This window comes from Arthrobacter sp. TE26545, from assembly GCF_056279005.1.
On record NZ_JBWBQM010000001.1, the window covers coordinates 3,511,623 to 3,537,359 of the forward strand.

A 25,737-nucleotide genomic window follows, 5' to 3' on the forward strand; every position below is an offset into this window, starting at 1 on the left:
TCAGGCCAGGCCGATGATCCCGGCGAGCAGCCCGAGCTGGTGCGCGAACAGTTCCTCCCGGGCCGCGAAGGTGTCCGCGCCGTACTGCCCGAACACCTCGAAGCTGACGGCCCCGAACAGGGACGTCCAGATCAGCACGCCGCGCGTCACCAGCTCTTCCGGCACCTCGAGGCCGAGCTCGGAGCGGATGGTGGCGAGGTCGCGGGAAAGCGCTTCGGGAACGACGACGGCGGGTCCCCCCGCGGCGGCCAGCGCACCGGCCCGGTGGGCGGCGTCGAAATTGTGGACCAGGCGGTATACCACCCGGGTTCCGGGCACGATGGTCCGCTCCCCCGGCGCCCGGTACCCGGGGACCGGGCTGCCGAAAAGCAACGCGTAGCAGGCGGGTTCGCGCAGCGCCCAGTTCCTGACGGCGTGCCCCAGGGCGTGGAAGCGGCCGGCGAAGTCGTCTTCCGGGAGGGCGTCGACGGCGGCGTCCACGGCGTCGCCGAGCTCGTTGTAGGCGTCGATCAGCAGCAGGGTGAGGAGTTCATCGCGGTTCTCGACGTAGCGGTACACCGCGGAGGATACGACGCCGAGGTCCCGCGCCACCGCCCGCAGGGACAAGGCCGCCGCGCCGTGGAGGGCAAGGTGTTCGCGGCCGATCCGGACGATGTCGGCGATGGTCTGAGCACGGGCCCGCTCCCGCGGCGTGGGAGCTTTGGCCTGCGGCTTCGTGGTGGACGGCATGCCTCCAGCATGCCACAAAGGAGAGCGGCGTCAACAAAAGAGAGCAGCGCTCTTGACTTCCCTGGGCAACGGGTCCATTCTGGAAACAAGAGAGCACTGCTCTCGGAAACCGAAAGCCAGCCAAACCCACCAAGGGAGCCCCAGCCATGACCACAACGTACGCAGTCACCGGAGCCGGCCCCGTCGGCTCGACCATTGCCAGCCTGCTCGCGGAGCAGGGCTACCAGGTCCGACTCCTCACCCGATCCGGCTCCGGCCCGGAACACCGGCTCATCGAGCGCCGGAAAGCCGACGTCTCGGACCCTGCCCAACTGGCGGACGCCTTCGACGGCGCCTCGGCCGTGTTCCATTGCATCCACGGCTCCGCCTACTCGACGAAGGCCTGGCAGGCCGAACTCCCCCGCGCCGAGCAGACGGTGCTGGACGCAGCAGCGGAGGCGGGCGCCGTCGTCGTCTTCCCGGAGAGCCTGTATTCGTACAGCGAGCCCGACAGGACCATGAGCGAATCCAGCCCGCGCGAGGCAAGCGGCGGGAAGCGGGGCGTGCGCACGGTGCTGCTCGAGGCCCGGCGGGCCCACCGGGCGGACACCGTGAGCGTGGTGGCGGGCGACTTCTTCGGCCCGCGGGTCCGCGGCGCACATGCCGGCGAGCGCATGGTGCCGGTGCTGCTGAAGGGGAAATCGCTGCAGGTGATCGGGCGCGCGGACCTGCCGCATGCCTTCACCTACGTGCCGGACCTCGCCGCGGCCATGGTCAAGGCCGCGCGGACGCCTGAGCTGTGGAACTCGGTCCTGCACGCCCCCACCGGCCCGGCCTTGAGCCAGCAGGAACTCGCGACGGCGTTCACCAGCGCCGCGGGGCTGCCTGCGGTGAAGCTGGGAACGGTCCCGGGCTGGCTGCTGAAGGTGCTTGGCCTGGCGTCCACGGACATGCGCGAACTCGCCGAAACGCTCTACCAGTTCGAGCGGCCGTTCGTGATGGACTCGGCGGCCAGCCAGGCGCGGCTGGGCCTGGCGCCGACCCCGCTGGCGGATGCCGCAGCGGCGACCGTGGCCTGGTGGCGCAGCCAAAACTGAGTCCCCTCCGCGGCAATCTTCAAACGAATGGATTTACCTCGGAAACCCCGTGACTGACCGGCCGTCGCGGGAGTAACCTTAGGCACAACCGCTGTACCGGACCACCTTGTCGACTGGGGTGCCACCGTGGGTGTAGTGCAAGCTTCGTTGACCGAACTGCTCGGGCTGCTTTCGGATGCCGTCTCGCCTGTGCAGGTCTATTTCGAGGACGACGGCGGGCCCTCCCTTCCCGATGCGGCGGTGACCGTCCGCGCCATCGCCCTGAACCGGGTGGGCCGCTCCCGCAGGAACGGTCCGCTGCTGGACCTGGAACTCAAGGTGGCCGTGGAGGCCCGCGGTCCGGACTGCCTCACCAACCTGGAGCAGCTGCTGCTGGTGGTGGAGCGCCACAGCCAGTACTCCGTGGTTTCGGCGGACGAGTTCGAGCCCGGTGAATACCGCGCCAGCATCCGCGGAGGCCTGGGCTTCCTGGTCCGCGTTCCCGTCTCCCTGCCCTTCGAAGAGCCCGCCGGCCCGCCCGTCCTGGAACCGCTGATCGCCAGCACCACGGTGGCCCGGCGGATCCACGGCCGGCTCGTGGACGTCCACAACAAAGGCATCCCCAACGCCTACATCCGCGCGCATTCGTCCGCCACCGCCGTCGTCAGCGACGCCACCGGCCACTTCGAGGTCCTGGCCTCGGCAGACGAACTCCAGCACTTTGCCGTGGCCGTCCGCGGTACTGAACGTGAAATGTCAGCCAGCACAAGCAGCCTGCCGGTCACCATCCGGTGGGAGTAGAGGGAGCGCACCATGGTGAACTACCAGGCGCCTGGAGTGTACGTACAGGAAGTACCCAGCGGTGCCCGCTCCATCGGGCAGGTCAGCACCAGCATCGCCGGATTCGTGGGAGTCGCCCCGGATCCCCTGGCGCACCTGGATGAGGCGCGCGTCCTGGACAACTGGACCCAGTTCGTGGACCAGTATGTCGGGAAAGCCACCCAGGGAACGCCGCTGTCCAACGCGGTGTTCGGCTTCTTCGCCAACGGCGGCGGCCGCTGTTACGTGGTCAATGTCGGCACCGGCGGCAGCCTCACGGGCACGGCGAGGAAGCCCACGGGCCTGACCCTTTTCGAGGCGATCGACGACATCTCCATGGTGGCCGCCCCCGGCTACGCCAACGCCGACGCCTACGCGGCCCTGCAGGCCCACGTGGAGCACCCGCTGCGGCAGGACCGGATGGCGATCCTGGACACCGTGGAGAAAGTGGACGACGTCGGAGCGCTCACCCGGGCGGCGACCTCCGGCCTGCCGGACGAACCCGAGCCCGACAAGCCGGAGAATCCCGAGGAGCCTGCGAAACCAGCGAAACCCGGGAAGCCCGAGGAGGCAGCGAAGCCCGAGGAGACCGCGCCGGCCGCGGGCGCCACCGGCGAGGACGCCCTGGGCGCTCCCCAGTCCCCCGGCGGGTACACGGCCTTGTATTTTCCGTGGATCGTGATGACGGACCCGGTGTCCGGCAAGAAGGTGACCCAGCCGCCGTCGGGCCACATGGCGGGGGTGTGGGCGCGGGTGGATGGCAGCCGCGGGGTGCACAAGGCGCCGGCCAATGAACCCATCCAGGGCGCGCTGGATCTGGTGCGGCGGGTGAGCCGCGGCGAGCAGGAGGTGCTGAACCCCGCCGGGGTGAACTGCATCCGCTACTTCCCGGGCGAGGGCATCCGGGTGTGGGGAGCGCGCACCAAGGCGCCCGAAGCCAGCGAATACCGGTACATCAACGTGCGCCGGCTGACCAACATGATCAAGGAATCGGTGGCGGACGGCACCCGCTGGGTGGTGTTCGAACCCAACGACCACACCCTGTGGAAGTCGATCCGGCGCGACATCGGCGCGTTCCTGACCAATGTCTGGCGGGACGGCGCCCTGCTGGGGACTACCCCGCAACAGGCCTTCTTCGTGAAGTGCGACGAGGAAACCAACCCGCCCGAAGTCCGCGACGCCGGCCAGGTGGTCACCCTGATCGGGATCGCGCCCGTGAAGCCGGCGGAGTTCGTGATCTTCAAACTCATGCAGTCGGCCGAAGCCACCAGCGAGACAGAAAGCGCAGGAGCCTGAGATGAGCATGCAGCCAAGCACCCCGGCCCCGGCCGCGCAGCCAGGCAACGTGGTGGATCCGTACCGGGCTTACAACTTCAAGCTGGTCATCCAGGGCGTGGTGCAGGGGCACTTCACCAAGGTGGAGGGCCTTGGCATGAAGATCGACCGTATCCTGTACCGCTCCGGCGGGGAGAACAGCACGGTGCGGGTCATTCCGGGGCAGGTCGAGTACACGCCCGTGACGCTCAAGTACGGGCTCACCGACTCCACCGAAATGCTGCAGTGGCTCTTCAAGGCAGCCAATGGCCAGGTGGAGCGGCGGAACGTGTCCATCGCCATGCTCAACGACTCCGGCTCGGCCGAGGTCCGGCGCTGGAACCTGCTCGGAGCCTGGCTGTGCGAATGGTTCGGGGCGCCGCTGGATGCCCTCGGCAAGGACCTGGCCATCGAGTCCGTGACCATCGCCTACGACCGCCTGGAACTCGACGATGCCCGCGCACCCGTCTCCTGACGTCCCGGCGGGGTCCCACGATCCGGCGGGGTCCCACGTCCCGGCGGGGTCCCACGATCAGGCGAGGTCCCACAGTTCGACGGGCTGGCGGCGGGGGCTGGCTGCGCGGCTTCGCGGTTTCGCGGAGCAGCTCGACCCTGCCGGGCTGCCCGACTCTGCGGGGCCGGGTTCCGGGAGTGGCGTGGCTGGCGGCTTGCTGGGCGCGGGTTTGGGCACCGGTTGGGGAACGGAGGCCCCGACGCCGGAACGCGGCTTTGATCTCTCCGGCGCACCCGAACATTGGGTGCGCCTCCTGCGCGACGCCGGGCTGGCACCTGCGGAGGATGGTTCTGCTGCGGAGGCCCGCGCTGTTCCCTTGCCGGCCGATGTTGCACCCGCCGTCCCGGGGCGCTTTGGGCTGGCCTGGCTGCGGAAAATCAGGCTGCGGCCAACAACGGCACGGATCTTGCCCGGACGCTCGCAGCCAAAGAACCCCACGACGGCGGCCCGGCAGGGAACGCCAGCCCAGCACACGGGAACCGTTCCCCCGGCTTCCGGGGCCCCCGATAGCGTGGCTCCCACACTTGCTGGGCCCGCTCTACATCCTTTGCTCATCTCAAAGGACGTGGAGCAGGCCTCACAACGCGGTGCCAGCGGGGTCCCGGTGCTGCGCCTTCGCCCGGACCGCACCGAGCCAACGCTTCCCTCGCCAAGCCTTGCAGCCTCCGAACCACGCCAAACCCCCCAACTTGTGAGGCCCGCTCTACGTGCTTTGACACCCCCAAAGGACGTAGAGCAGGCCTCACAACGCAGTGCCAACGGGGTGCCGGTGCTCCGCCTTCGTTCGCAACGTGCAACACAGCCGCGCCCGACGGCCTCAACGCAAGCCACCACGATATCCACCGCAGGCGAACACCCCACAGGCGAACACCCGGCACCAACCGAAGCCTCTCCGCTTGTGAGGCCTGCTCTACGTGCTTTGACGCTTTCAAAGCACGTAGAGCAGGCCTCACAACGCCCGGAAGAGCCAAGGGAGCCCGCAGGAGCCGCGCAACCCCAGCCCTTGCCGCAGCCCCAGCCCCAGCCCCAGCCTCAGCCCCAGCCCCAGCCCCAGCCCACGCCAAAGTCCCAGGGCCACCCGAGCAGCGCCGAAAACCATACGCCGAAGGCCCCCCTCGCGGGCACCTGGCCCGAGCTCGCCCCGCGCCCGCCAATCGAAGCAAGCCACAACAGCGAACACCTCGAGCACGCCTTGGCCCGGGCCGAGCGGCTGAGCCTCGAGCGGTCGGCGGTGTGAGATGGAGAGGGTGGCATTCCTGATCGAAGAGACCGGCGAGCACCTGGGCTGCCTGCTCAACCCCGAGACAGTGGTGATGCAACGCAGTGCGGGTGTCGAGCCGCGGAGGAGCGCGGGCGGGAAGCTCACCGGCAGCGGACTGGCGGACGACCCCCTGCTCTTCACCGGCGGCGGGCACACCGAGCTCCGCCTGGATTTGCTGTTCGACGTCGATCTTGCACCGGCGTCGCTCCATGTGCAGGACGTGCGGCAGATGACCCGGCCCATCTGGGCGCTCGCGGAGAACTCGGCGGAGGTGGAGCGGCAGCGCAGGCCGCCCTCGGTCCGCTTCGTCTGGGGCCGGGCGTGGAACGTGCCGGGGATCGTCACGGAGGTGGCGGAGCGCTTCGACCGCTTCGCCCCGGACGGTTCGCCCCTACGGTCCTGGATGCGGCTGGTGTTCGTGCGGGTGGGCCAGAGTGCGGACGAGGAAGGCGGCGAGAACTACGAGCTCGCCCAGCGCCTTCCACCGGTGGACCTGACGGCCCCTCCTGTGGACACCCTCACTGTGACCGGCGACGGCGGCACGGACCGGGACGCTTTGGCTCCCGACGGCGGGGAGCCCCTTCCGGAGGTGCCGCCGGGCGAGCTGGGCCGCCTGAGCCTGGAGGCCTTCGGGACACCGCTGCTGTGGAAACTGCTGCTGGAGTACAACAACGTGGACGACCCCGCGCATTTCACGGGCCCGCTGGCCGTGCCGCCGATGGGCGAAGCGCCATGAGCCGGGACACCACCAAGGAAAAGCCATGAGGCAACTCCAAGGCCTCCCCGAGCTGATCGTCACCCTCGGGCGGCGCCGGCTTTCCACAGCCGACACCGCGGCAATCGTCTCCGTGCAGGTCCTCAGCTCCCTGGCGCGCCCTGCCCAGTGCCTCATCACCTGGCGGCCGGCACTTGGCCAGCGCAGTCCGGGCCAGGGCAGCAGGGGCGTGGATCCGGCGCCCGGGGATGCGCTCCGCGTGGAGCTGGGCGGACGGCGCACACCCCTGTTCGTCGGCGAGGTGACCGTGGTGGAGCATAGCTACGGCGCCGACCTCTCGCAGGAAATCCGGGTCCGTGCCTACGACGCCCTGCACCGCCTCCGCAAGCGCCAGTTCACCCGGCTGCACGAGGATGTGGACCTGGCCGGCCTGGCCCGCACGCTCTGCGAGGGCACGGGACTGCAGGTGACCGGCGGAGGCATGCGGCTGGGACAGGTGTACCAGTGCGCCCGCTCGGACCTCGCCCTGCTGGTGGAGCAAAGCGCCCGGGTGGGCGTGTACCCGGTGGTCGACGGCGACGCCCTGCGCCTCACCACCCTGGCCGGGGAGGGCGAGCCCGTGGAACTGGAGCTGGGCAGCAGCCTGCACTCGGCCGAGGTGGAGCTCAGCCAGGAACCGGCGTACCTGGGCGCCCGGACGGCGGGCTGGCACTCCGGCGACGCCGAGGCTTTGGAGGGATCGGCGTCGGGCAGTGACGCGAAGGCCGGCGTGTCGGCGGACCCTGCCCTGGCCAGCGTCGGCGCGGGCGGCGAGTTGCTGCGCGGCAACGAGGCCTTCGCCTCGGATGCAGCGGCGGACGGGCTGGCGCAGGCCGAACTGGACGTGCGGATGGCCGGGCAGGTCAGCGCCGTGTTCGTGGCCGACGGCGATCCGCTCCTGCGCGCGGGCGGCCGGGTCCGGGTGCGCGGCCTGGCCTCGTCGCTGGAGGGCACGTACGCCGTTGCCTCGGCCGTGCACCGCCTGGACGGCAGCGGCTACGAAACCACCATCACCACCCGGCCACCCGAAACCCCGCCGTCCCGGCAGCCGGACGTGTTCACCCTGGGCGTGGTGGCCGACGTCGACGATCCCGAGGAACGCGGCCGCGTCCGGGTGCGCCTGCCCGCGTATCCACCGTTGGAAAGCGGCTGGGCGCCGGTGCTGTCCGGGGCCGCCGGGCCCGGCAAGGGGCTGGTGCTGGCTCCGGCACCGGAGGACACCGTGCTGGTGCTGCTGCCGGCCACGGACCCGGCCCAGGCGATCGTGCTCGGCGGGCTCTACGGGCGCGAACGCACCCCCGACGCCGGCGTGACCACGGCCCGGGAGAGCCGCTACACCTTCCGTTCCGCGGATGGCCAGCAGCTGGTGCTCGACGGCGGTGCCCGCACCGTCAGCTTCACGGACGGCCACGGCTCCACGGTGGAGCTCGGGCCGGAGAAGCTGCGGATCACGGCGGCCACGGACCTGCTGCTCGAGGCCCCGGGCAAGGCCATGCGGATCCGTGCCAAGACCGTCGATTTCGAGGAGGCCTGATGCTGGGGTGCGGGCGATGAAAATCCTGGTTAAGGAAGCCATCCTGCGCTGCGGGCACGACGGCAAGGTGGAAAACGTCCCCTCGCAGGAATGGGTGCGGGTGGCCGGTTCGCCCGTGCTGGTCGAAGCCGATCCCGTGGGCCGGGACATCTCGATGTGCCCCAACATCGGCCTGAACATCAAGCCGTGCAACAAGACCCTGCCAGTGATCAAGGGATACTCGCTGTTCATCCGGATCGGCGGGAAGCGGATGTGCCTGGACACCGTGGAAGGCTTCACGGACGGCACCCCGCCCGGCGCCGTGAAGTACACCGTCCGGCGGCCGGGCCAGGAATTCGTGGCGGCAGGATCATGAAAAGCAGCCGGCCATGAGCGGGCCCAGGTACAAGTCGGTGGCCTTCGTCCACCCGGACTTCGACGCCGCCGTCGGGCTGTCCGGCCTCACCCTCACCCCGGACGGCAGGCTGGCCACCGTCACGGACGCCGCCTCCGTGCGGCAGGCACTGCTGCTGCTCCTGAGCACCCGGCCCGGCGAGCGCATCAACCGTCCCACGTACGGCTGCCACCTCTTCCGGCTCGCCTTCGCGCCCGCGGACGACACCACTGCGGGCCTGGCCATCCACTACGTGGCCCGGGCCGTGGAGCAGTGGGAGCCGCGGATCACGGTGCTGTCCTTGGATGCTTCGCGCTCGCAGGAGAGCCCGGAACTGCTCGAAGTCCGGCTGCGGTACCGGGTCCGGTCCACCCAGCACCAGGACGAACTGGCCATCACCCTGCCCGTTGATTCAGGAGGTGCAGCATGAGCATTCCCGTGCCGAACCTGGATGACCGCAGCTTCGCGGAGCTGGTGGCCGGCGCCCGGGAGCGCATCCGGCAGGTCGCCCCGGACTGGACCGATCTGTCCGTGCACGACCCCGGCATCACCATCATGGAGGCCTTCGCCTACCTCACGGACACCCTGATGTACCGGCTCAACCGGGTCCCGGACAAGCTGTACGCCGTGTACCTGAACCTGCTGGGCACCAGCCTCTACCCGCCAGGCAGCGCCGAAACCATGCTCGAATTCACGCGCCTCACGAGTGGTGGCGCCGCTCCGGAGATCCGGATCCCGCGCGGCACCCAGGTCAGCTGCCCGCCGGGCGTGCCCGGGGCGCCGCAGCCGGTCTTCACGACGACGGCGGCCGCCGTGCTGCCCGCCGGCCAGGCCAGCGTGCTGGTCCCCGCAGCCGATGTGACCTTGTACGACGCCGTTCCGATCGGCACCGGGACGGGACGGCCGGGGCAGAGTTTCGTGGTTCCGAACGCGCCGATCGTGTCCGGGGCGGGGCTGTCCGTCGCGATCGAGGTGGCCGCGGGGACCCGGCTCAGCAGCGGCGAGGCCGTGCTGGTGGACGGCAAGCCGTTCCGGTATTGCCGCGAGGTGGAGGCGTTCGCCGACGCACGGCCCGGGGAGGTGCCGGTGCGGATCGACCGCAGTGCCGGCGTCGTGATGTTCGCCTGGTGGGACGAAGCTTTCGGCGGGCAGGAAGCCGGTGGGACGAACAGCCCGCCCGTTCCGGGTCCGGGCGCAGAGGTGCGCGCCTGGTACCGCGGCGGCGGCGGGCAGCGCGGGAACGTCGGGGCCGGGCAGCTCACGGTGCTGCGCTCACCGCTGCCTGGCGTGCGGGTCAGCAACCCGGAGCCTGCCACCGGCGGGCGCGACGGCGAGGCCCTGGAGAACGCGCTCCGCCGGGCACCCCAGGACTTCCAGGCCCGTGACCGGGCCGTCACAGTGCGGGACTACGAAGTCCTGGCCATGCGCCACGGCGGCGTGGACCGGGCACGGGCGTTCACCCGGAAGGAGCTGTGGGCCTTCGCCCGGCCCGGCGAGGTGGAGGTGGTGCTGGTGCCGTTCGTGCCCCGCACCGGCCAAACACCGGTCACGGCCGCCGAACTCGCCGCGCAGGCCCGCGCCGAGGTGCGGGACGACGTCGAACAATACCTGCGCCGCCGCTCCACGGTGGGTGCCGAGCCCGTGGTCCGCTGGGGCCTGTACAAGCAGGTGCTGGTGGACGCACGGATCGTGGTGCGCCCGGATGAGGACGCCGACGCCGTCAAGGCCCGGATCGCCGCCCGGCTGGCCGAGGGCATTAGCCCGCTCGGCCAGGGCCCAGCCCGTTCGGATACGGGGGGCTATGGTTCGGGCTTCGGCAAGCCGCTGCGGGTCTCCAACCTCTACCGGGCCATGGAGGAAGCCGAGCCCGGGGTGCAGTACGTAGACCGGGTGCGGCTGGAGGTGGACAAGGTCCCGGACAGCGACGCCATGGGACTGGTGCAGGCCGAGGGGCAGGACAACACCTGGTTCGTGGCCCAGGACGGGCTGCTGTTCCGCACCACCAACGCCGGCGACGGCTGGGAGGCCTGCGCCGAGTTCGGAACGGACACTTCCACGGAGACGGTGCGGTCCATCGCACCGTTCCGTTCGCCCGCTCCGGGACGGTCCGCCGTCGGGCAGCATCCGGGGATGGTCGCGGTCAGCACGGTGGCGGGCACGTCCTCGCGCATCTACATCAGCGAGGACCTTGGCGAATCCTGGCGCCGCGCCGCCGAACTGGGCTTCGTGGTGGCGGACCTGTGCTGGGTGGACCGGCAGGGGGCGCCGGTGCTGCTGCTCGCCGGCGAGCGCGGCCTCTACGAGCTCCCCGTGGGCGAAGGCGCCATCCCGGTCCAGAACGTGGTGGACGCCGGGCAGCCGGACCGAGGCTTCTACGCGGTGGACGCCCTGGTGGACGTACGCGGCCGCACCGGGGTGGCTGTGGCGGCGGAGGCCTCGGCCGGGGTGTGGCTCTCCCCGGATGCCGGCATGGCGGGCAGCTTCAAGCGGGTGAAGGCGGCCGGGGAGGACATCCGCTGCATGACGGTGCAGTACGACGGCGGTGCGAGCTACCTGTGGCTGGGCCGTTCCGTTCCGGAAGGCAGCGGAACCGGCTGCCTGCGGCTGAAGATCGACGAACTCGCCCGCACCGACCTCGATGCCCTGCAGGCGGCCTGGGAACAGTTCGGTGCAGGCTGGACCGGCGGCAGCTGCTGGGGCGTGCATGTCATGGGCAACGCCGCCTACGCCGCCACCCAGAGCGGCGGGGTGCTGCGCCTGCAGCTCGGCCAGGCTTCCCCGCAGTGGAGCACCCCGGACGTGAACTGCGGGCTTCCGCTGCGGGACCGCACCCGCTTCGAACCTGTCCGGGCGGTGTCGGGTGCCGTGCGCGACGACGGCGCGCAGCTGTTGCTCGCCGCCGGGCCCAAGGGGATCTACCGCAGCACCGACAACACCGCTTCCTGGGCGAGCTGTACGCGGCGGGTGGTGGACGACGTCGTAACCCTTCCGGAAACCTGGCTGTTCTGCTCCGGTGAGCACAGGATCGAGGTGGTCCACGGCCATGGCTGACGGCGACTTCAGGCTTGAGGACTCCCGGCTGCTGCGCGTGCTGCCGGAGGTGTACCAGGTGGCGGCCGAAAGCAGCCGGCCCCTGCAGGCACTGCTCGCCGTGGCCGAGGACCTGCACCGGCCTGTCCGGGACGTTCTGGACCACGTCCACACCGTCCCGGATCCCGGGCGCTCGCCGTCGTCGCTCATCCCCTTCCTGTCCCGCTGGGTGGACCTGGACTGGCTCACCCTGCCCGGCCCCGAAGCCACCGGAACGGCGTCCGCCGGAATCCCGGTGGCCCGCCAGCGGGACCTGATCGCCTGCGCCGCCGGGCTGTCCGCGCGCCGCGGCACCGTGGGCGGGCTCACCCGCTTCCTGCACCTGGCCACCGGGGTTCCCGGTTTCGAAGTGGTGTCCGAGCCCGGGGCTTTCCACATCACTGTGCGGGTGCCGGCCGCGGCCGCCGGGCAGGCCGAGCTCATCCGGCGGATCGTCAAGGGAATCAAACCGGCGCACGTCACCGACGAAATCGAGGTGATGGACGCGTGAACGGCGAGAACCGGAAGCCCATCATCGTGGTGGCCGTCTGTGCCGTCGTGGCGGTGCTGGTGCTGGTGCTCGGGGTCAGCTGCAGCGGCAGCAACAACGCCGGGGCGCCGGGCTGGCAGTCCGGGTTTGCCGGGGTCGCCAAGGGCGGGAAGCTCACGACGGCGGACCTGGCTCCGGCGGGCGGCTCCTGTTCGGCGTCGGGCGGCCAACTCGCGGTCGCCGGGAGCTGCACCTTCCAGGTGCGCAAGTTCGGCGGACTGTTCGACTTCGGTCCACCCACCAAACGGGCGCGGCTGCTGCCGCAGCAGGCCGTGGCGGTGACACTCTCGGTGGAGGGCACGCGGACCGAGCAATCGGCCGACCCCGGGGATACTGTGGAGCTGACGTTCGGGACCTCGGGCGGAAGCCTCGGCATCCGCTGCCTGGTACCGGGAGGCTGTGTGCTTCAACTAGTGGAGGCGGGCTGACATGACCGGAATTACCCTGACACTCAGTTCCCCCACGGTCGAGCTCAAGGATGGCAAGGGCTCCCTGACCGCGTCCGTCACCAACAGTTCCACGGAAGCCGAGCGCGTGGTGCTTGGGGCCTTCCCCGGCCAGCCCGGCGGGCCCACTTACACCACCGTGGCCGAACCGCTGCGCACGCTTGCGGCGGGCGCCACGGAGCAATACCTGGTGGCCTTCGACACCACCGGCGCGGTGCCCGGCAGCTACCCCGTGAAGCTGATCGCCTACTCCGCGGACGACGCCCCGGAGGACTATGCGGACCAGGCACACGTGGTGACGCTGACGGTGAGCCAGGCGCCCGCGCCCGTCAAGCCGCCGTCGAAGTTTCCCTGGCTCTGGGTGATCATCGGCGGGGTGGTGCTGCTTCTGGCGATCGGCGGGGTGCTGTGGTTCCTGGTGCGCGGCGGAGGCAACGTCCCGGACGTGCGCGGCAAGCAACGGAGCGAAGCCGCCCAGATCCTCATCGGCGCCGGCTTCTCGATGGGATCCACCGAGGTGGTGAGCACCGAACCGCCCGGCACGGTCATCAGCCAGAATCCGGGGGCCGGCAGCCGGGCCGATGCCGGAACCACCGTGAGCGTGGAAATCGCCAGGCAGGCCGACAAATGCCAGCCCGGCTATGTTTACCGGCGGGTGGTTCCGGACGACAAGGTCTGCGTCCTGCCCTCATCGGCTGCCCAGGTGCTCCAGGACAACGCCGCAAGCACACAGTCGTCGCGCAAGCCGAATCCTCCGGGCGGCCCATACGGCGTCAATACCTGTCTCCAGGGCTTCGTGTGGCGGGATGCGTACGACGGGGACCAGATTTGCGTAACCGGCGAGACCCGGACGAGGACGAAACAGGAAAACGACGAAGCGGCGCTGCACAGCGCTCCATGACAGCCGGGAGGCCCCTGATGGGCACCATCACCATGACCCTCAGCTCCCCCACGGTGGTCCTGAAGGAGGGCAAGGGTTCGTTGACCGCGTCGGTCACCAACGGCACCGGCGCGTCCGCGCGGGTGGTGCTCGGTGCTTTTCCCGGAGGCACCGCCCCGAAAACATACACGGATATCCCGGGTCCGCTGCGGACCCTCGCAGCCGGCGCTACGGAACAGTACCTGGTCAACTTCGACACCACGGGCGCGGCACCCGGCAGCTACCCGGTGAAGCTCATCGCCTATTCTGCCGACGACGCCCCGGAGGACTACGCGGACCAGGCCCGGGTGGTGACGCTCGAGGTGCCGGCCCCCGCAACGCCGGCCCCGACTCCCGGGTTCCCGTGGCTCTGGGTGATCATCGGGGCAGTGGCGCTGCTCGCCGTCGTCGGCGGTGTGCTGTGGTTCCTGTTCAAGGACGCCAGCGTGCCGCCCGTCGTGGGCAAGCCGCAGGCGGAGGCCGTCCAGATCCTCAAGGATGCCGGCTTCGGCACCACGGTCGTCGAGAAGGAGAGCCCGCAGCCGGCAGGCACCGTGCTGGGCCAGGAACCCGAAGGAGGGCGAACCGTGGGGCGCGGCTCCACGGTGGTCCTCGACGTGGCGGTGCCGTTGCGGACCACCGTTCCGGCGGTGCTGGGTGCCACGGTCGAATCGGCCAAGTCCCAGTTCGCCGCCGCCAAGATCCAACTGGATTTCACTGCTGGTTCCACGTGCAACAAGTCCCCGGAGCTGAGCCTGCAGCGCTGCGTTGTGCTCGGAGTCAACCCGGACGTGGGCTCGCGGGTGAACCTGAACGCCCTGGTACTGGTGAGGACGGAGCTGAGGTCGAAGATCTTCATCGACAACAACACCTTCCCGAACCTGTGCAAGACCATCGAATGCGTGAAACTGGGCGGCTAAGGCGGCCGCGTAACGCTCGGCAGAGCAGGCACCGCCGTGAAAAGATCAACCATGCGTCCGATGCAGCACTCCAGCAAACTCCAGAACGTCCGCTATGAACTCCGCGGCCCGCTCCTCCAGGCGGCCAAGGCGATGGAGGCCGAGGGGCACCGCATCCTGAAGATGAACCTCGGGGACACAGCTCCGTTCGGGCTGGAGGCGCCGGAGTCGGTGGTGGTGGACATGATCCACCACCTGCGCGGGGCCCAGGGCTACAGCGATTCCAAGGGCATCTTCTCGGCCCGGACCGCGATCTCGCAGTACTACCAGACGCAGAACCTGATGACGATCGGCGTCGAGGACATCTTCATCGGCAACGGTGTCAGCGAACTCATTTCCATGACCCTGCAGGCCTTCATGGAGAACGACGACGAGGTCCTGGTACCCGCCCCGGACTATCCGCTCTGGACCGCAGCCGTCACGCTCACCGGTGGCAAGCCCGTGCACTACCTGTGCGACGAGGGACAGAACTGGTGGCCGGACATGGCCGACGTCGAAGCCAAGATCACCTCCCGCACCCGCGCCATCGTGATCATCAACCCGAACAACCCCACCGGCGCCGTCTACCCGCGCCACATCCTGGAGCAGTTCGCCGACCTGGCCCGCAAGCACGACCTGGTGCTGTTTTCCGACGAGATCTACGAGAAGATCCGCTACGAAAAGGCCCGGCACATCCATACCGCCTCGGTGGCGGACGACGTCTGCGTGCTGACCTTCAGCGGCCTCTCCAAGGCGTACCGCATGCCCGGGTACCGCGCCGGCTGGGTGGCAGTCACCGGACCGCACGCCGCCACCGCCGAATACCGCGAGGCACTGGAACTGCTGGCATCGCTGCGGCTGTGCGCCAACGTCCCGGCGCAGCACGCCATCCAGACCTGCCTGGGTGGGTACCAAAGCATCGAGGAGCTCATCAAGCCGGGCGGACGGCTGCGCGAACAGCGGGACCTGGCATGGAAGCTGCTGACGGCGATCCCCGGTGTTTCGTGCGTTCCCGCGGCCGGTGCCATGTACCTGTTCCCGCGCCTGGACCCCGAGATCTACCCGATCAAGAACGACGAGGAGTTCGTGCTGGAACTCCTGCGGGACCAGAAGATCCTGGTCTCGCACGGCACGGCGTTCAACTGGCCGACGCCGGATCACTTCCGTTTCGTGATCCTGCCGGCTGAGCGGGAGATCGAGGAAGCCGTGCGACGGATTTCGACGTTCCTCGCCGCGTACCGGGCCCGGGCGTAGCTTTCAGGGTTCCGGACCCCCAACTAGCTCGCAGTTGTTGTCGTTTTGAGGGCTCAAAACGACAACAACTGCCAGTCAGTTGGGCCTGTACCCTAGTCCCCCGCCGAGCCGCTGACTCGGAGCGCGTTGATGATCGCCGGGATCGACACGATCAGCATCACCAGGGCCCAGACCAGCGCCACGATCACAGTGATCAACGCCCAGAACTGGTCACCGATGGACACCAGCGGTCCCGGCAGGAAGCCGTGGATCAGGCCGAGCACCAGTTGCAGGAGTACGGACACCACCATCAGGACCACCAGCCCTGTGACCTTCAGGAACTTCGGCTGGCTCAGGATCAGCAGCACCGCGAACACGGCCTTCAGCAGGAGCAGCAGCCCCAGGATCGCGGCGGCCTGCCCCGTGGGAAAGCTCCCCCATAGCGCCAGGTAGGCGAGGGTTCCGAACGGCGCGGCCACGAACAGCCCGAACATCAGGAACAGCTTCGCCATGGCCAGCATCGCCGCGAAGAACGCCGCCACCACCCATAGGAACGTCACAATCAGGGTCACGATTCCCTGGATCCGCCCGTAGAGGCGCAATTCCATCATCAGGCTGAGTCCCAGCATCACCACGGTGAACAGCAGCAGCCCGTCCAGGAACGCGAGGAAGGCGATCCCACTGCCGGGCGGGTCGGCGTCGGCCTTCTGCGTGTTGAGGAAGACGTCCAGCGGGACGCCCAGCTTGGCGGCATCGCCCGGGGAGACAGGCTCGACGGCGGTCCCGCCTAGCAGAAGCGACATGCCGATCTCCGCCAGGACGGCAATGGCGAACACCACGACGGCGGCGATGAAGAAAGGTTTGCGGATCGCCTCGGGCGACGGCCCGTCACGAAGTGCGCCGGTACCCGTGATACCCGGCAGAAAGCCCGGACCCCGCCTTCCTGCGGCCATGGCTCAATTGTGGCAGAGACGGGGTTTTTTGGGACCGGCTCTGGCGGGCGGAAACTAGGGCTCTTCGGTGCGGAGCCATCCTGAGGGATCGGGGGGATCCGGCCCAAAACCCGAAACTGACTCGCAGTTGTTGTCGTTATGAGCGCTCAAAACGACAACAACTGCGAGTCAGTTGGGAGCGCGCCCGGAGAACTACCCGAACGTCAGCTTCGGCGGGGCCTGGCGGAAGCCCTTGGTGCGGAAGGCCAGGAAGATAATGCCGACCGCCATCCAGCACAGGCCCACGATGAACGACGTCGGAGCCAGGGACGTCCACAGCCAGATGGTCAGGGCGAAGCCGACCAAAGGCAGCAGCAGGTACTTCACCGCAGCCGCGGCGCCCCGGAGCTTGCTGTCCCAGAAGAAGTGCTTGATGACCGAGAGGTTCACCATGGAGAAGGCGAACAGCGCGCCGAAGCTGATCATGGTGGCGGCCATTTCCAGGCTCAGCACGAGGGCCAGCAGGGACACGGCCGACACCGAAACTGCTGCCAGCACGGGTGTGCCGAACCGTGGGTGGAGCTTGCCGAAGGCGCGGGGCAGCAGGCCGTCGCGGCCCATGGCGTAGATGATGCGGCTGACGCTGACCTGGCTGGTCATGGCGGAGCCGATGCAGCCGGCCACGAACACGGCTATGAAGATGGCACTCAGGACGGGACCGCCCACCTTTTCCACGAGTTCGATGCCCGCGGTGTCCAGGGCCACGAAGCTGTGCCAGTCGGGGAAGACCATGCCTCCCACCCAGGCGACCACGATGAAGATGACACCACCCAGGACCGTGGTGATGACGATGGCGCGCGGGATGTTCCGCTGCGCGTCACGGGCGTCTTCGGAAAGGGTGGAGACGGCGTCGAAACCCAGGAAGGACAGGGCCAGCACGGCCGCGCCGGCGAAGATCGGGCTCGCTCCGTCGGAGCCGAACTCGAAGGGGGCCAGTACGGACGGCGCCGGGTTCCCGACGAGGTAGGAGATGGACAGCGCCACGAACACCACGATGATGGCCACGGCCATGGCCACGATGACGCCGCTGGACTTGCCCACGAACTTCACTCCCATGGCGATGAACGCCAGGACGACGACGATGCTCACCAGGGCGAAGACCCAGGCCGGGATGGCCGGGAACGCCGAGTTCATGTACAGGCCCACCAACAGGAAGTTGATCATCGGCAGGAACAGGTAGTCCAGCATGAGCGTCCAGCCGGTGACGAAGCCGAGATGGCCGCCGAAGGTCTTCTGGGCGTAGGAGTAGGCGCTGCCCGCGGCCGGGATCACCCGCGAGAGGTGGGCGTAGCTGAGGGCAGTAAAGATCATGGTCACCAGGGCCACCACGTAGGCGGCGGCCAGGTGCCCGTCCGTGATCTCAGTGACGGTGCCGAAGGTGGTGAAGACGGTCACGGGGGCCATGTAGCTCAGGCCGAACATGACAAGGGCGGCCAGGCCCAGGACCCGGCGCAGTTGGGGTGCTTTGGATGCGGAAGCGCCTGGCGCGGAAGCTGCGGCTACCGGGGCAGCCTTGCTGTTGGGGTTCGCGGACATTGGAAACTTTCGGGTGGAGGGCTCGCGCCCATGTTGGGGAGGGACGGGTTGGGGAGGGACGGGTTGGGACGGGCTGGTTCGGGGTGCGTCTAGCGCACTGACTGGGGCAGTTTCTGGAAGGTCGGGCGCCCGGCAAGCCAGGTGCCGAGGACCTCGACGCCGGCAATCCGCTCAGCGGGAACCGCCGCCGGATCTTCGGCCAGCAGCACCAGGTCGGCGCTCATCCCCGGGCGGAGAGTCCCCCACGTCCGCTCGGCAAAGGCCTGGTGGGCCACCCCGGCGGTGTACGCCGAAAGGGCGGTCTCGACGTCGACCCTTTCGTTGGGCAGCCAGCCGCCCTCGGGGAGGTGGTCGGGCGTCTGGCGGGTCACCGCCGTCGCGAGTCCCGGCACGGGGTGGTGTCCGGTGACTGGCCAGTCGCTGCCGAAGGAGATGGCGACGCCGGCGGCTGCGAGGGAGGCGATGGGGTACTGCAGTGCGGCGCGGGGTTCGCCGAGCCGCGGGATAGTGAGCAGGTTCATGACGTCGTCGGAGCAAGCCCAGAGCGGTTCGAAGTTCGCCACCACACCGAGCTCGGCGAAGCGGGGAATGTCCGCGGGGTCGATCACCTGGAGGTGGGCGATCACGGGGCGGCGGTCGCGCGGGCCGTTGCGGCGCTGGACTTCCTCGAGGCCGTCGAGGGCCATGCGCACGGCGCCGTCGCCGATCGCGTGCAGGTGCAGCTGGAAACCGAGCGCGTCGAAGGCGGCCAGGGCGTCGTGCAGGTCAGCGGCATCCCAGTTCGGCAGGCCGCTCTCCCCCGGGGCGTCGGCGTAGGGCGCCAGCATGCAGGCAGTGTGGCTTTCGATGATGCCGTCGATGAAGAACTTGATGGTGTTCGCAGTAAGCAGCGGGTTGTCCAGCAGCCGGACCGTGCCGCGGGCGGCGTCGAAGGCTGCGGGCTGGTGGTGCCAGCCGGCGGGGTCGGCGCGGAAGGCGAGGTTGAGCCGGGTGGCCAGGCGCCCGCCAGCGGCCGCGGCCTCGTAGGCGGGCAGGTCATCCAGCTCCACCCAGGCATCCTGCACCCAGGTGACTCCCGCCGCGGCGTAGCGTTCGGTGGCCGAGGACAGCGCGTCAACCCGCTGCTGCAGGGAGAATCCGGGGGCAACGCGCGCCACGAGGTCGATCGCACCGGGTTCCAGGAGGGTCCCGAGCGGGGTGCCGTCCGGGCGGCGGGCGATCCGGCCGAGCGCCGGTTCCGGGGTGTCGCGGTCGATGCCGGCAGCCTTCAGGGCCGCGCTGTTGACCCACACGGTGTGGTAGTCCCAGGCGCGCAGCAGCACCGGGCGGTCGGCGACGGCGGCGTCCAGCCATTCGGCGTCGAACATCCCGCCGGGGGCGATTGTCGCGTCGTAGCTGGCCCCGACGATCCACTCAGCCTCCGGGTGGGCGTCCGCCCATTCCCGCACGGATGCGGCGATCTCCTCGACGGAACCGCAGCTGCGGATCTGCGGACCGAGGTCTTCCAGCCCGCCGTAGAGCGGGTGGGCGTGGCCGTCGGCGAACGACGGCGACAGGTAGCCGCCTGCCAGGTCCACCGTTTCGTCGGCCTCGCCGAGCAGCGCCAGGGCGTCCCCGCCCACCGCGGCGATGACGCCGTCGCGCACGGCGAGCGCGGTGGGGCGGACGGGGCGTCCGTCCGAGGAGGGGGCTGCGTTCCCGGGGCGTGCAGCGACGGTACCGCCGTGGAAGATGGTCAAGCTCATGCGGGCTCCAATAAATTTAACGGGATTAAATTTCTTGAACCAAGGCTAGAGTGTGATTGAGGCAACAAGCAAGGGGCAAAGGAAAAAATGTCGGAAACGCTGGAACGCCGGGCCGGCAGGCCCGCCAAGAACGTCCTGAGCCGGGAGCTCATCCTGGCCACGGCCATCACCGTCCTGAACCGGACCGGGCCGGAGGACTTCACCATGGCGGCACTCGCCAAGGAACTCGGCGTCAAGACCCCCGCCCTCTACCACCACGTGGGCGGCAAGAACGACATCCTGGCCGGCATGCGACAGTTCGTCACGGCCGGCATCGACTACGGGGTGTTCAAGGCCCTGCCCTGGGCTGAGGCCACCATGGCCTGGGCCCGTTCCTACCGCGCCGCCTTCGCCGCCCACCCGTACGCGATCTCGCTCCTCGCCACGGTACCGGTCACCGGCGCGCACCCCACCCTGGTGATGTACGAGGAAGTGTCCCAGGGTTTCAGGGCCGCAGGATGGCCGGAGGAGAAAATCGTCAGCGCCATGGTGGCCTTGGAGAACTTCATCCTCGGTTCAGCGCTGGATGCGGTGGCCCCGCCGGACATGATGGAACCCGGCGATTTCGCCGGCGAGGTGCCCGGTTACGCACACGCGCTGCGTGCCGGGGAAGGCGTGGATTCAACACTGTCCCGCGCGGACCAGGCCTTCGAACTGGGCCTCGCCGCGCTGGTGGCCGGCCTGGCCCTGCACAAGGCATAGGACCGCGAAACGCCCGGATTCCGCTCGCCCGGGGCCATGCGGGAGTAGCGTTTCCCTATGAGTGAGCAAAAGCCGGACGACGTCTACACACACGGCCACCACGAGTCCGTTGTACGGGCCCATGCGTCCCGGACAGCGGAGAACTCCGCGGCCTTCGTCATACCCCATCTCACCTCCGGAACCTCGGTGCTCGACGTCGGCTGCGGGCCGGGCAGCATCACCTGCGACTTCGCGGAGCTGGTCGCCCCTGCCCAGGTGATCGGTCTGGACCGTTCGGCCGATGTGGTGGAGCACGCGGCATCGCTGGCGGCCGAACGAGGCGTGGACAACGTCGAGTTCCGCACCGGCAACATCTACGACCTTGAGTTCGGGGACGAGACCTTCGATTTCGTGCACGCCCACCAGGTGCTGCAGCATCTGACCGACCCCGTGGCCGCGCTGCGCGAGATGCGCCGGGTAGCCAAACCGGGGGCGATCGTGGCGGTGCGTGACGCCGATTTCCACGGCATGAGCTGGTACCCGGAGGTCCCCGAACTGGACGACTGGATGGATCTGTACCAGAAGATCGCCCGCCGGAACGGGGCAGAGCCCGACGCCGGCCGGCGCCTGGTCTCCTGGACCCAGCAGGCAGGATTCACCGAAGTGGCGCCCAGCAGTAGCAACTGGCTCTACGCCACGGCGCAGCAGCGGCGCTGGCAGGCGCGGGTATGGAGCGAACGCGTGCTGCACTCGGCCTTTGCCGAGCAGGCCCTCGAGTACGGATTCGCCCAGGAAGCCGAGCTGGCCAGAATCGCCGCCGGCTGGCACCGCTGGGGCTCCACGGACGACGGCTGGTTCCTGATTCCCAACGGCGAGGTGATCGCACGCGCGTAGGCCCGGCGTCGGGCGGAAGATCGTCCCGAAAGTTTTTCGCGAACCGTCCCGCACGCATGTAGAAATCCGGCAGGCAGTTCCGACCATCAGTGAGAGCACCCAATCCGGGGGCTCCTTCCCAAGGAGTTCGAGATGAAGTACATGATCATGATGTTCGGTTCCGCCGAAGGAATGATGGCCACCGCGGATCCGGAATGGGTCAAGGAAATGATCGGCTACATGGTCCAGATCGACAAGGACCTGAGCGAATCCGGAGAGCTCGTCTTCAACGCCGGCTTGGCGGACGGTTCCACGGCGAAACTGGTCAAGCAAACGCCAGACGGCGTGATCACCACCGACGGCCCCTACGCCGAGGCCAAGGAATCCCTGATCGGTTACTGGGTGGTGGACGTGGCCAGCGAAGAGCGGGCCATCGAGATCTGCTCCGGGATCGTGAAGTATTCGCAGGTGGTGGAGTTGCGCGCCATTCCGGACGGCCCTCCGGAGGTCTAGCTTTTGGCCGCTGCCCCTCGGGATCCCGCGCTTGAGGACCTGCTGCGCACGCTGGCGCCGCAGGTCCTCGGCGTGCTGGTGCGCCGGCACGGGCAGTTCGCCGAGTGCGAGGACGCCGTGCAGGAGGCCCTGCTGGAGGCCGCGCTGGCATGGCGATCCGGGAGCATCCCGGACAATCCAAGGGCGTGGTTGTTGACGGTCGCCGGCCGGCGGCTGGTGGACCAATGGCGCAGCGAGGCCGCGCGCCGCTCCCGCGAAGAGCGTGCCGCAGCGTTGGAACCCACCGCGGCTGGGGAGATCGTGGACAGCCCGCCGCAGGACGCCGATGACACCCTGACCCTCCTGTTCCTCTGCTGCCACCCGGCGCTCTCCGCACCTTCCCAGCTGGCACTGACGCTAAGGGCGGTCGGCGGGCTCACGACGGCGGAGATTGCCAGCGCCTTCCTGGTGCCGGAGGCCACCATGGGGCAGCGGATCAGCCGGGCAAAGCAGGGCATCAAGAAGGCAGGCGCCCGGTTCGCCCTGCCGGATCCCGGCGAGCGCAAGGCGAGGCTCGCCGTCGTGCTCCATGTCCTGTACCTGATCTTCAACGAAGGCTATGCCGCGAGCTCCGGGCCGTCCATGCAGCGCGAAGAACTCACGGCGGAGGCAATCCGCCTGGCACGGCTGCTGCGGTCGGTGCTGCCGGACGAGCCGGAAACCGGCGGGCTGCTGGCCCTCATGCTGCTGACGGATTCCCGGCGCCGGGCCAGGACCCTGCCGGACGGGATGCCGGTCCCGCTTGCCGAACAGGACCGCGGCCTGTGGGACCGGGAGCAGATCAGGGAAGGCCTGGCGCTGCTGGACTCGGTGCTTGGCACGGGCGGCGCGGGACCGTATCGGCTGCAGGCCGCGATCGCGGCGGTCCATGCCGAGGCGGCCGTTGCGGAAGACACCGATTGGCCGCAGATCCTCGCCCTGTACACGGTGCTCGAGGCCGTGGCACCAAGCCCTGTCGTGACACTGAACCGCGCAGTCGCCGTCGCCATGGTGAACGGCCCGGAGGCCGGCCTGGCACTGTTGGCCGGACTGGATGGCGAACTTGCGCAAACGCACAGGCTCGACGCCGTCCGCGGGCACCTGCTCGAAATGACCGGCGACCGTGCCGCGGCCCAGGCCTGCTTCATAGCCGCGGCAAAGAAGACCGGGAGCCTCCAGGAACGGAACTATCTGTTGTGGAAGGCGGCCGGTTCCGGGCCTGAGCCACCCGAATAGCCTCGATACCATGAGCTACTACTACAGCGATGAACCGCCGCCGTATTTCACCCCCGGAGCCTTACTGTACTGAGGTTGACCAACTAGACTTGGTCAACATGGGCCAGTACAACGTCCAGGATGCCAAGACTCGCTTTTCCGAACTGCTGAACATGGTCGAACACGGAGAAGATGTCGTGATCGCCAAGGCCGGCAGGCCAATTGCACGCCTGGTCAAGATCGATCCCCCCACCAAGCGCCGCCTGGGCTTCGTCAAAGGCCAGCTTCCGGATGATTTCCTCGAACCGATGGGTGAGGAGGAACTGGAACGTTGGGAAGCGCCGATTATCTCCTCGACACCCACGCCTTGATTTGGGCGCTCACAGAACCCCGGAAACTCTCGGCAAAAGCCCGCCGGATCATCCAGTCTCTCGACCACCGGCTTGTGGCGTCGGCTGCGTCGGCCTACGAACTCGCCTACAAGCACAAGCTGGGCAGGCTGCCCGGGCTGGACGGCCTCCTCCTTGGATATCCCCGCCACATCGCTGAGCTCTGCGACGAGGAACTTTCGGTCCGCAGCAACCACGCCCTCGCGGCTGGGCAACTGGAGTGGGAAGACAAGGATCCCTTCGACAGGTTGCTCGCGGCACAAGCGATCATCGAATCCTTGGTCATCATCACGGCGGACCAAGCGCTCCACGATTTCGGCTTGGTGGAAACCCTCTGGTGACCGTCCACTGATCCCACGGTCCGGCCCGCACCCGGAGCGGGCATAAGCTGGATCAGTGCAGTTCTCCCTTTGGCTGGCCCTTGTCGGCGCCGGTACCCTGATCAGTTTCACTCCCGGCGCGGGCGCCATCTTCACCATGAGCAACTCGCTCAACTCGGGCTTCCGCCGTTCCATCTGGGGCATCCTCGGCCAGCAGCTCGCGCTCGTCATCCACATCCTGATCGTTGCGCTCGGCGTGGGAGTGCTGGTCTCGAACTCGCCCGTGGTCTTCAACGTGATCCGCTACGCCGGCGCCGCGTACCTCGTCTACCTGGGGATCCGGCAGTTCATGCACAAGCCGGACCTGGACAAGGAAAAGGTGGACAACCGAAGGAACGAACCCGCCCTCTCCATGTTCCAGCGCGGCGTCTGGGTGAACTTGCTCAATCCCAAGGCGATCGTGTTCTTCCTGGCCTTCATGCCGCAGTTCATCCGCCCGGAGCAGCCGCTGTTCCAGCAATACGCGGTGCTCACGGCCACGGTCCTGGCCATCGACATCATGGTGATGTGGTTCTTCTTCGCCCTGGCCGCCAGGTCGTTCCAGCGCTTCACCCACAACGAGCACGGCCAGAAAGTCCTCAACCGGATCTTCGGCACGCTCTTCGTGGCGGTGGGTGTCCTGCTGGCCGCCATCCACTAGGAGCCGGACCACTGAGCACAAAGTCAGCACCTCTGTACGCCGCCGGCTTCGTGACGGCGTTCGGGGCCCACAGCATCGCCGCCGGAATGGGCGCCCAGAGCGAGAACATCGGCCTCACCCTGCTCGGCCTCGGCGTCCTGCTCGCGGCGTACGACATCTCTGAGGTCTTCCTCAAACCCGTCTTCGGCGCGCTGAGCGACAGGATCGGCACCAAGCCCGTGATCGTCGCCGGGCTGCTGGCCTTCGCCGTGCTCTCGCTCCCGGGACTTTGGGGCCGCGACCCGCTCATGCTCGGCATCGCGCGCCTGGGCCAGGGCGCCGCGGCGTCGGCGTTTTCCCCGGCGGCCTCGGCGATGGTGGCCCGGCTTGCCGCGGGCAGGAACGCGGGCAGCCGCTTCGGGAAGTACGGTTCCTGGAAGAGCCTGGGCTACGTCATCGGCCCGATGCTGGGTGCCGGCCTGATCTTCGCTGGCGGCTTCGCCCTGCTCTTCGCTGCCCTGTCCGCCCTGGCAATCGCGGCCGCCCTCTGGGTCCTGCTCCGCGTCCCCCACCTCGCGCCGCTCCCCCGCCAGCGCTACACCGTCGTCGACCTCTTCCGGCAGGTCACCGAACGGCGCTTCCTGGTCCCCACGCTGGTCCTCGCGGCCTCGATGGCGGCCATGGGCGCGGCAATCGGATTCCTCCCCGCCTTGGCCACCCGGCACGGCCTTGGCCCCGTTGCGGGTACCGCGACGGTCAGCGTGCTGGCCGTCGCATCGTTGCTGACCCAGCCGCAGGTGGGCCGCATGCGGGACCAGGGACGGCTCAGCGACGGCCGGGGCATGGCCAGCGGCCTCCTCTTCACCGCCGCCGGGGTGGCGGTCATTGCCGTCGCGCCCGGCCCGGTGACCCTGTTTATTTCGGCCGCGGCCATCGGTACCGGCGTCGGCATGGCCACCCCGCTGGGCTTCGCCCACCTCGCGGACACGACTCCGCCCGAACGCATGGGCCGCACCATGGGATCGGCGGAACTGGGCAGGGAACTCGGCGACGCCGGCGGGCCGCTCCTGGTGGGCGGCGTCGCCGCCGCCAGCGCCCTGCCGTTCGGGCTCGGCGCCCTCGCGGTCCTCGTCGCCGCGGCCAGCCTCCCCCGCCTCGTGACGCGCAGGACGGCGGACGGAAAACCCGGCCCCAGCGGAGCTTGAGTCCTCATTGAAGGCCGTTCCGGG

At 69.0% G+C, this 25,737-nt stretch carries 26 protein-coding genes; 22 read left to right on the top strand and 4 right to left on the bottom strand.

What is annotated here, in order from left to right; all coding sequences use genetic code 11:
- A complete protein-coding gene (locus ACZ9CK_RS15960; protein ID WP_426300194.1) occupies positions 1-729 on the bottom strand; it encodes a TetR/AcrR family transcriptional regulator in 729 nt (242 codons plus the stop codon).
- A 146-nt stretch (positions 730-875) separates the two neighbouring features.
- On the opposite strand from ACZ9CK_RS15960, the gene ACZ9CK_RS15965 reads away from it, so the two are divergent.
- The 14 genes from ACZ9CK_RS15965 (at position 876) to ACZ9CK_RS16030 (ending at position 15,529) form a co-directional block, all read left to right on the top strand.
- Positions 876-1,805 (top strand): NAD-dependent epimerase/dehydratase family protein, encoded by a 930-nt coding sequence (locus ACZ9CK_RS15965; RefSeq protein ID WP_476050441.1) that lies wholly within the window; start codon positions 876-878, stop codon positions 1,803-1,805.
- 135 nt (positions 1,806-1,940) lie between these two features.
- Entirely contained in the window at positions 1,941-2,585 is a 645-nt protein-coding gene (locus ACZ9CK_RS15970) for a hypothetical protein (protein WP_476050442.1), read from the top strand.
- A gap of 12 nt (positions 2,586-2,597) precedes the next feature.
- Positions 2,598-3,899, top strand: a complete 1,302-nt coding sequence (locus tag ACZ9CK_RS15975) for a phage tail sheath family protein (RefSeq protein ID WP_476050443.1) — start codon at positions 2,598-2,600, stop codon at positions 3,897-3,899.
- A 1-nt stretch (position 3,900) separates the two neighbouring features.
- A complete protein-coding gene (locus tag ACZ9CK_RS15980; RefSeq protein WP_476050444.1) occupies positions 3,901-4,392 on the top strand; it encodes a phage tail protein in 492 nt (163 codons plus the stop codon).
- A gap of 1,286 nt (positions 4,393-5,678) precedes the next feature.
- Positions 5,679-6,428, top strand: a complete 750-nt coding sequence (locus tag ACZ9CK_RS15985; RefSeq protein WP_426300206.1) for a CIS tube protein — start codon at positions 5,679-5,681, stop codon at positions 6,426-6,428.
- A gap of 25 nt (positions 6,429-6,453) precedes the next feature.
- Entirely contained in the window at positions 6,454-7,980 is a 1,527-nt protein-coding gene (locus ACZ9CK_RS15990; protein WP_476050445.1) for a phage baseplate assembly protein V, read from the top strand.
- A 16-nt stretch (positions 7,981-7,996) separates the two neighbouring features.
- On the top strand, positions 7,997-8,335 hold the full coding sequence (locus ACZ9CK_RS15995; protein ID WP_426300210.1) for a hypothetical protein: 339 nt from the start codon (positions 7,997-7,999) through the stop codon (positions 8,333-8,335).
- 13 nt (positions 8,336-8,348) lie between these two features.
- A complete protein-coding gene (locus ACZ9CK_RS16000) occupies positions 8,349-8,783 on the top strand; it encodes a GPW/gp25 family protein (protein ID WP_426300212.1) in 435 nt (144 codons plus the stop codon).
- Positions 8,780-11,404, top strand: coding sequence for a hypothetical protein (locus ACZ9CK_RS16005; RefSeq protein ID WP_476050446.1), 2,625 nt, complete (start codon positions 8,780-8,782; stop codon positions 11,402-11,404). Before ACZ9CK_RS16000 ends, ACZ9CK_RS16005 begins: the two co-directional genes overlap by 4 nt.
- Positions 11,397-11,933: a phage tail protein gene (locus ACZ9CK_RS16010; protein WP_426300216.1), complete on the top strand. Its 537-nt coding sequence runs from the start codon at positions 11,397-11,399 to the stop codon at positions 11,931-11,933. Before ACZ9CK_RS16005 ends, ACZ9CK_RS16010 begins: the two co-directional genes overlap by 8 nt.
- Positions 11,930-12,400, top strand: a complete 471-nt coding sequence (locus tag ACZ9CK_RS16015) for a hypothetical protein (protein ID WP_426300218.1) — start codon at positions 11,930-11,932, stop codon at positions 12,398-12,400. The genes ACZ9CK_RS16010 and ACZ9CK_RS16015 overlap by 4 nt, the downstream gene beginning before the upstream one ends.
- Before the next feature lies 1 nt (position 12,401).
- On the top strand, positions 12,402-13,319 hold the full coding sequence (locus tag ACZ9CK_RS16020) for a PASTA domain-containing protein (protein ID WP_426300220.1): 918 nt from the start codon (positions 12,402-12,404) through the stop codon (positions 13,317-13,319).
- Positions 13,320-13,336: 17 nt separating this feature from the next.
- The gene (locus ACZ9CK_RS16025) at positions 13,337-14,257 is read left to right on the top strand and encodes a PASTA domain-containing protein (RefSeq protein ID WP_476050447.1); all 921 of its coding nucleotides are present in this window, start codon (positions 13,337-13,339) and stop codon (positions 14,255-14,257) included.
- Between the two features lie 51 nt (positions 14,258-14,308).
- A complete protein-coding gene (locus tag ACZ9CK_RS16030) occupies positions 14,309-15,529 on the top strand; it encodes a pyridoxal phosphate-dependent aminotransferase (protein WP_426300224.1) in 1,221 nt (406 codons plus the stop codon).
- Positions 15,530-15,621: 92 nt separating this feature from the next.
- Here the strand turns inward: ACZ9CK_RS16030 and ACZ9CK_RS16035 are convergent, their stop codons facing one another.
- From ACZ9CK_RS16035 to ACZ9CK_RS16045, 3 genes are all read right to left on the bottom strand, one after another.
- A complete protein-coding gene (locus ACZ9CK_RS16035; protein WP_476050448.1) occupies positions 15,622-16,461 on the bottom strand; it encodes a hypothetical protein in 840 nt (279 codons plus the stop codon).
- Between the two features lie 192 nt (positions 16,462-16,653).
- Positions 16,654-18,036 carry an APC family permease gene (locus tag ACZ9CK_RS16040; protein ID WP_476050449.1) on the bottom strand — a complete coding sequence of 461 codons (1,383 nt, stop codon included), beginning with the start codon at positions 18,034-18,036 and terminating at the stop codon, positions 16,654-16,656.
- Between the two features lie 89 nt (positions 18,037-18,125).
- On the bottom strand, positions 18,126-19,781 hold the full coding sequence (locus ACZ9CK_RS16045; protein ID WP_476050450.1) for an amidohydrolase: 1,656 nt from the start codon (positions 19,779-19,781) through the stop codon (positions 18,126-18,128).
- A gap of 87 nt (positions 19,782-19,868) precedes the next feature.
- Between ACZ9CK_RS16045 and ACZ9CK_RS16050 the strand changes: the two genes are divergently transcribed.
- From ACZ9CK_RS16050 to ACZ9CK_RS16085, 8 genes are all read left to right on the top strand, one after another.
- Complete coding sequence (locus ACZ9CK_RS16050) at positions 19,869-20,522, top strand: TetR/AcrR family transcriptional regulator (RefSeq protein ID WP_476050451.1); 654 nt, start codon at positions 19,869-19,871, stop codon at positions 20,520-20,522.
- Between the two features lie 57 nt (positions 20,523-20,579).
- A complete protein-coding gene (locus tag ACZ9CK_RS16055; RefSeq protein ID WP_426300234.1) occupies positions 20,580-21,395 on the top strand; it encodes a class I SAM-dependent methyltransferase in 816 nt (271 codons plus the stop codon).
- A 132-nt stretch (positions 21,396-21,527) separates the two neighbouring features.
- A complete protein-coding gene (locus tag ACZ9CK_RS16060; protein ID WP_426300236.1) occupies positions 21,528-21,887 on the top strand; it encodes a YciI family protein in 360 nt (119 codons plus the stop codon).
- A gap of 3 nt (positions 21,888-21,890) precedes the next feature.
- The gene (locus tag ACZ9CK_RS16065; protein WP_476050452.1) at positions 21,891-23,141 is read left to right on the top strand and encodes an RNA polymerase sigma factor; all 1,251 of its coding nucleotides are present in this window, start codon (positions 21,891-21,893) and stop codon (positions 23,139-23,141) included.
- 98 nt (positions 23,142-23,239) lie between these two features.
- Positions 23,240-23,491 carry a type II toxin-antitoxin system Phd/YefM family antitoxin gene (locus ACZ9CK_RS16070; protein ID WP_476050453.1) on the top strand — a complete coding sequence of 84 codons (252 nt, stop codon included), beginning with the start codon at positions 23,240-23,242 and terminating at the stop codon, positions 23,489-23,491.
- Positions 23,452-23,850 (top strand): type II toxin-antitoxin system VapC family toxin, encoded by a 399-nt coding sequence (locus ACZ9CK_RS16075; protein ID WP_476050454.1) that lies wholly within the window; start codon positions 23,452-23,454, stop codon positions 23,848-23,850. The genes ACZ9CK_RS16070 and ACZ9CK_RS16075 overlap by 40 nt, the downstream gene beginning before the upstream one ends.
- A 55-nt stretch (positions 23,851-23,905) precedes the next feature.
- On the top strand, positions 23,906-24,529 hold the full coding sequence (locus ACZ9CK_RS16080) for a LysE family transporter (RefSeq protein WP_426300256.1): 624 nt from the start codon (positions 23,906-23,908) through the stop codon (positions 24,527-24,529).
- Between the two features lie 86 nt (positions 24,530-24,615).
- Entirely contained in the window at positions 24,616-25,713 is a 1,098-nt protein-coding gene (locus ACZ9CK_RS16085; RefSeq protein WP_476050455.1) for an MFS transporter, read from the top strand.
- Positions 25,714-25,737: the final 24 nt, after the last annotated feature.

Coding starts and splice junctions, on each gene's coding strand:
- ACZ9CK_RS15960 (WP_426300194.1), bottom strand. CDS start 729: ATGCCGTCCACCACGAAGCCGCAGGCCAAAGCTCCCACGCCGCGGGAG.
- ACZ9CK_RS15965 (WP_476050441.1), top strand. CDS start 876: ATGACCACAACGTACGCAGTCACCGGAGCCGGCCCCGTCGGCTCGACC.
- ACZ9CK_RS15975 (WP_476050443.1), top strand. CDS start 2,598: ATGGTGAACTACCAGGCGCCTGGAGTGTACGTACAGGAAGTACCCAGC.
- ACZ9CK_RS15980 (WP_476050444.1), top strand. CDS start 3,901: ATGAGCATGCAGCCAAGCACCCCGGCCCCGGCCGCGCAGCCAGGCAAC.
- ACZ9CK_RS15990 (WP_476050445.1), top strand. CDS start 6,454: ATGAGGCAACTCCAAGGCCTCCCCGAGCTGATCGTCACCCTCGGGCGG.
- ACZ9CK_RS15995 (WP_426300210.1), top strand. CDS start 7,997: ATGAAAATCCTGGTTAAGGAAGCCATCCTGCGCTGCGGGCACGACGGC.
- ACZ9CK_RS16000 (WP_426300212.1), top strand. CDS start 8,349: ATGAGCGGGCCCAGGTACAAGTCGGTGGCCTTCGTCCACCCGGACTTC.
- ACZ9CK_RS16005 (WP_476050446.1), top strand. CDS start 8,780: ATGAGCATTCCCGTGCCGAACCTGGATGACCGCAGCTTCGCGGAGCTG.
- ACZ9CK_RS16010 (WP_426300216.1), top strand. CDS start 11,397: ATGGCTGACGGCGACTTCAGGCTTGAGGACTCCCGGCTGCTGCGCGTG.
- ACZ9CK_RS16020 (WP_426300220.1), top strand. CDS start 12,402: ATGACCGGAATTACCCTGACACTCAGTTCCCCCACGGTCGAGCTCAAG.
- ACZ9CK_RS16025 (WP_476050447.1), top strand. CDS start 13,337: ATGGGCACCATCACCATGACCCTCAGCTCCCCCACGGTGGTCCTGAAG.
- ACZ9CK_RS16030 (WP_426300224.1), top strand. CDS start 14,309: ATGCGTCCGATGCAGCACTCCAGCAAACTCCAGAACGTCCGCTATGAA.
- ACZ9CK_RS16035 (WP_476050448.1), bottom strand. CDS start 16,461: ATGGCCGCAGGAAGGCGGGGTCCGGGCTTTCTGCCGGGTATCACGGGT.
- ACZ9CK_RS16040 (WP_476050449.1), bottom strand. CDS start 18,036: ATGTCCGCGAACCCCAACAGCAAGGCTGCCCCGGTAGCCGCAGCTTCC.
- ACZ9CK_RS16045 (WP_476050450.1), bottom strand. CDS start 19,781: ATGAGCTTGACCATCTTCCACGGCGGTACCGTCGCTGCACGCCCCGGG.
- ACZ9CK_RS16050 (WP_476050451.1), top strand. CDS start 19,869: ATGTCGGAAACGCTGGAACGCCGGGCCGGCAGGCCCGCCAAGAACGTC.
- ACZ9CK_RS16055 (WP_426300234.1), top strand. CDS start 20,580: ATGAGTGAGCAAAAGCCGGACGACGTCTACACACACGGCCACCACGAG.
- ACZ9CK_RS16060 (WP_426300236.1), top strand. CDS start 21,528: ATGAAGTACATGATCATGATGTTCGGTTCCGCCGAAGGAATGATGGCC.
- ACZ9CK_RS16070 (WP_476050453.1), top strand. CDS start 23,240: ATGGGCCAGTACAACGTCCAGGATGCCAAGACTCGCTTTTCCGAACTG.
- ACZ9CK_RS16085 (WP_476050455.1), top strand. CDS start 24,616: ATGGGCGCCCAGAGCGAGAACATCGGCCTCACCCTGCTCGGCCTCGGC.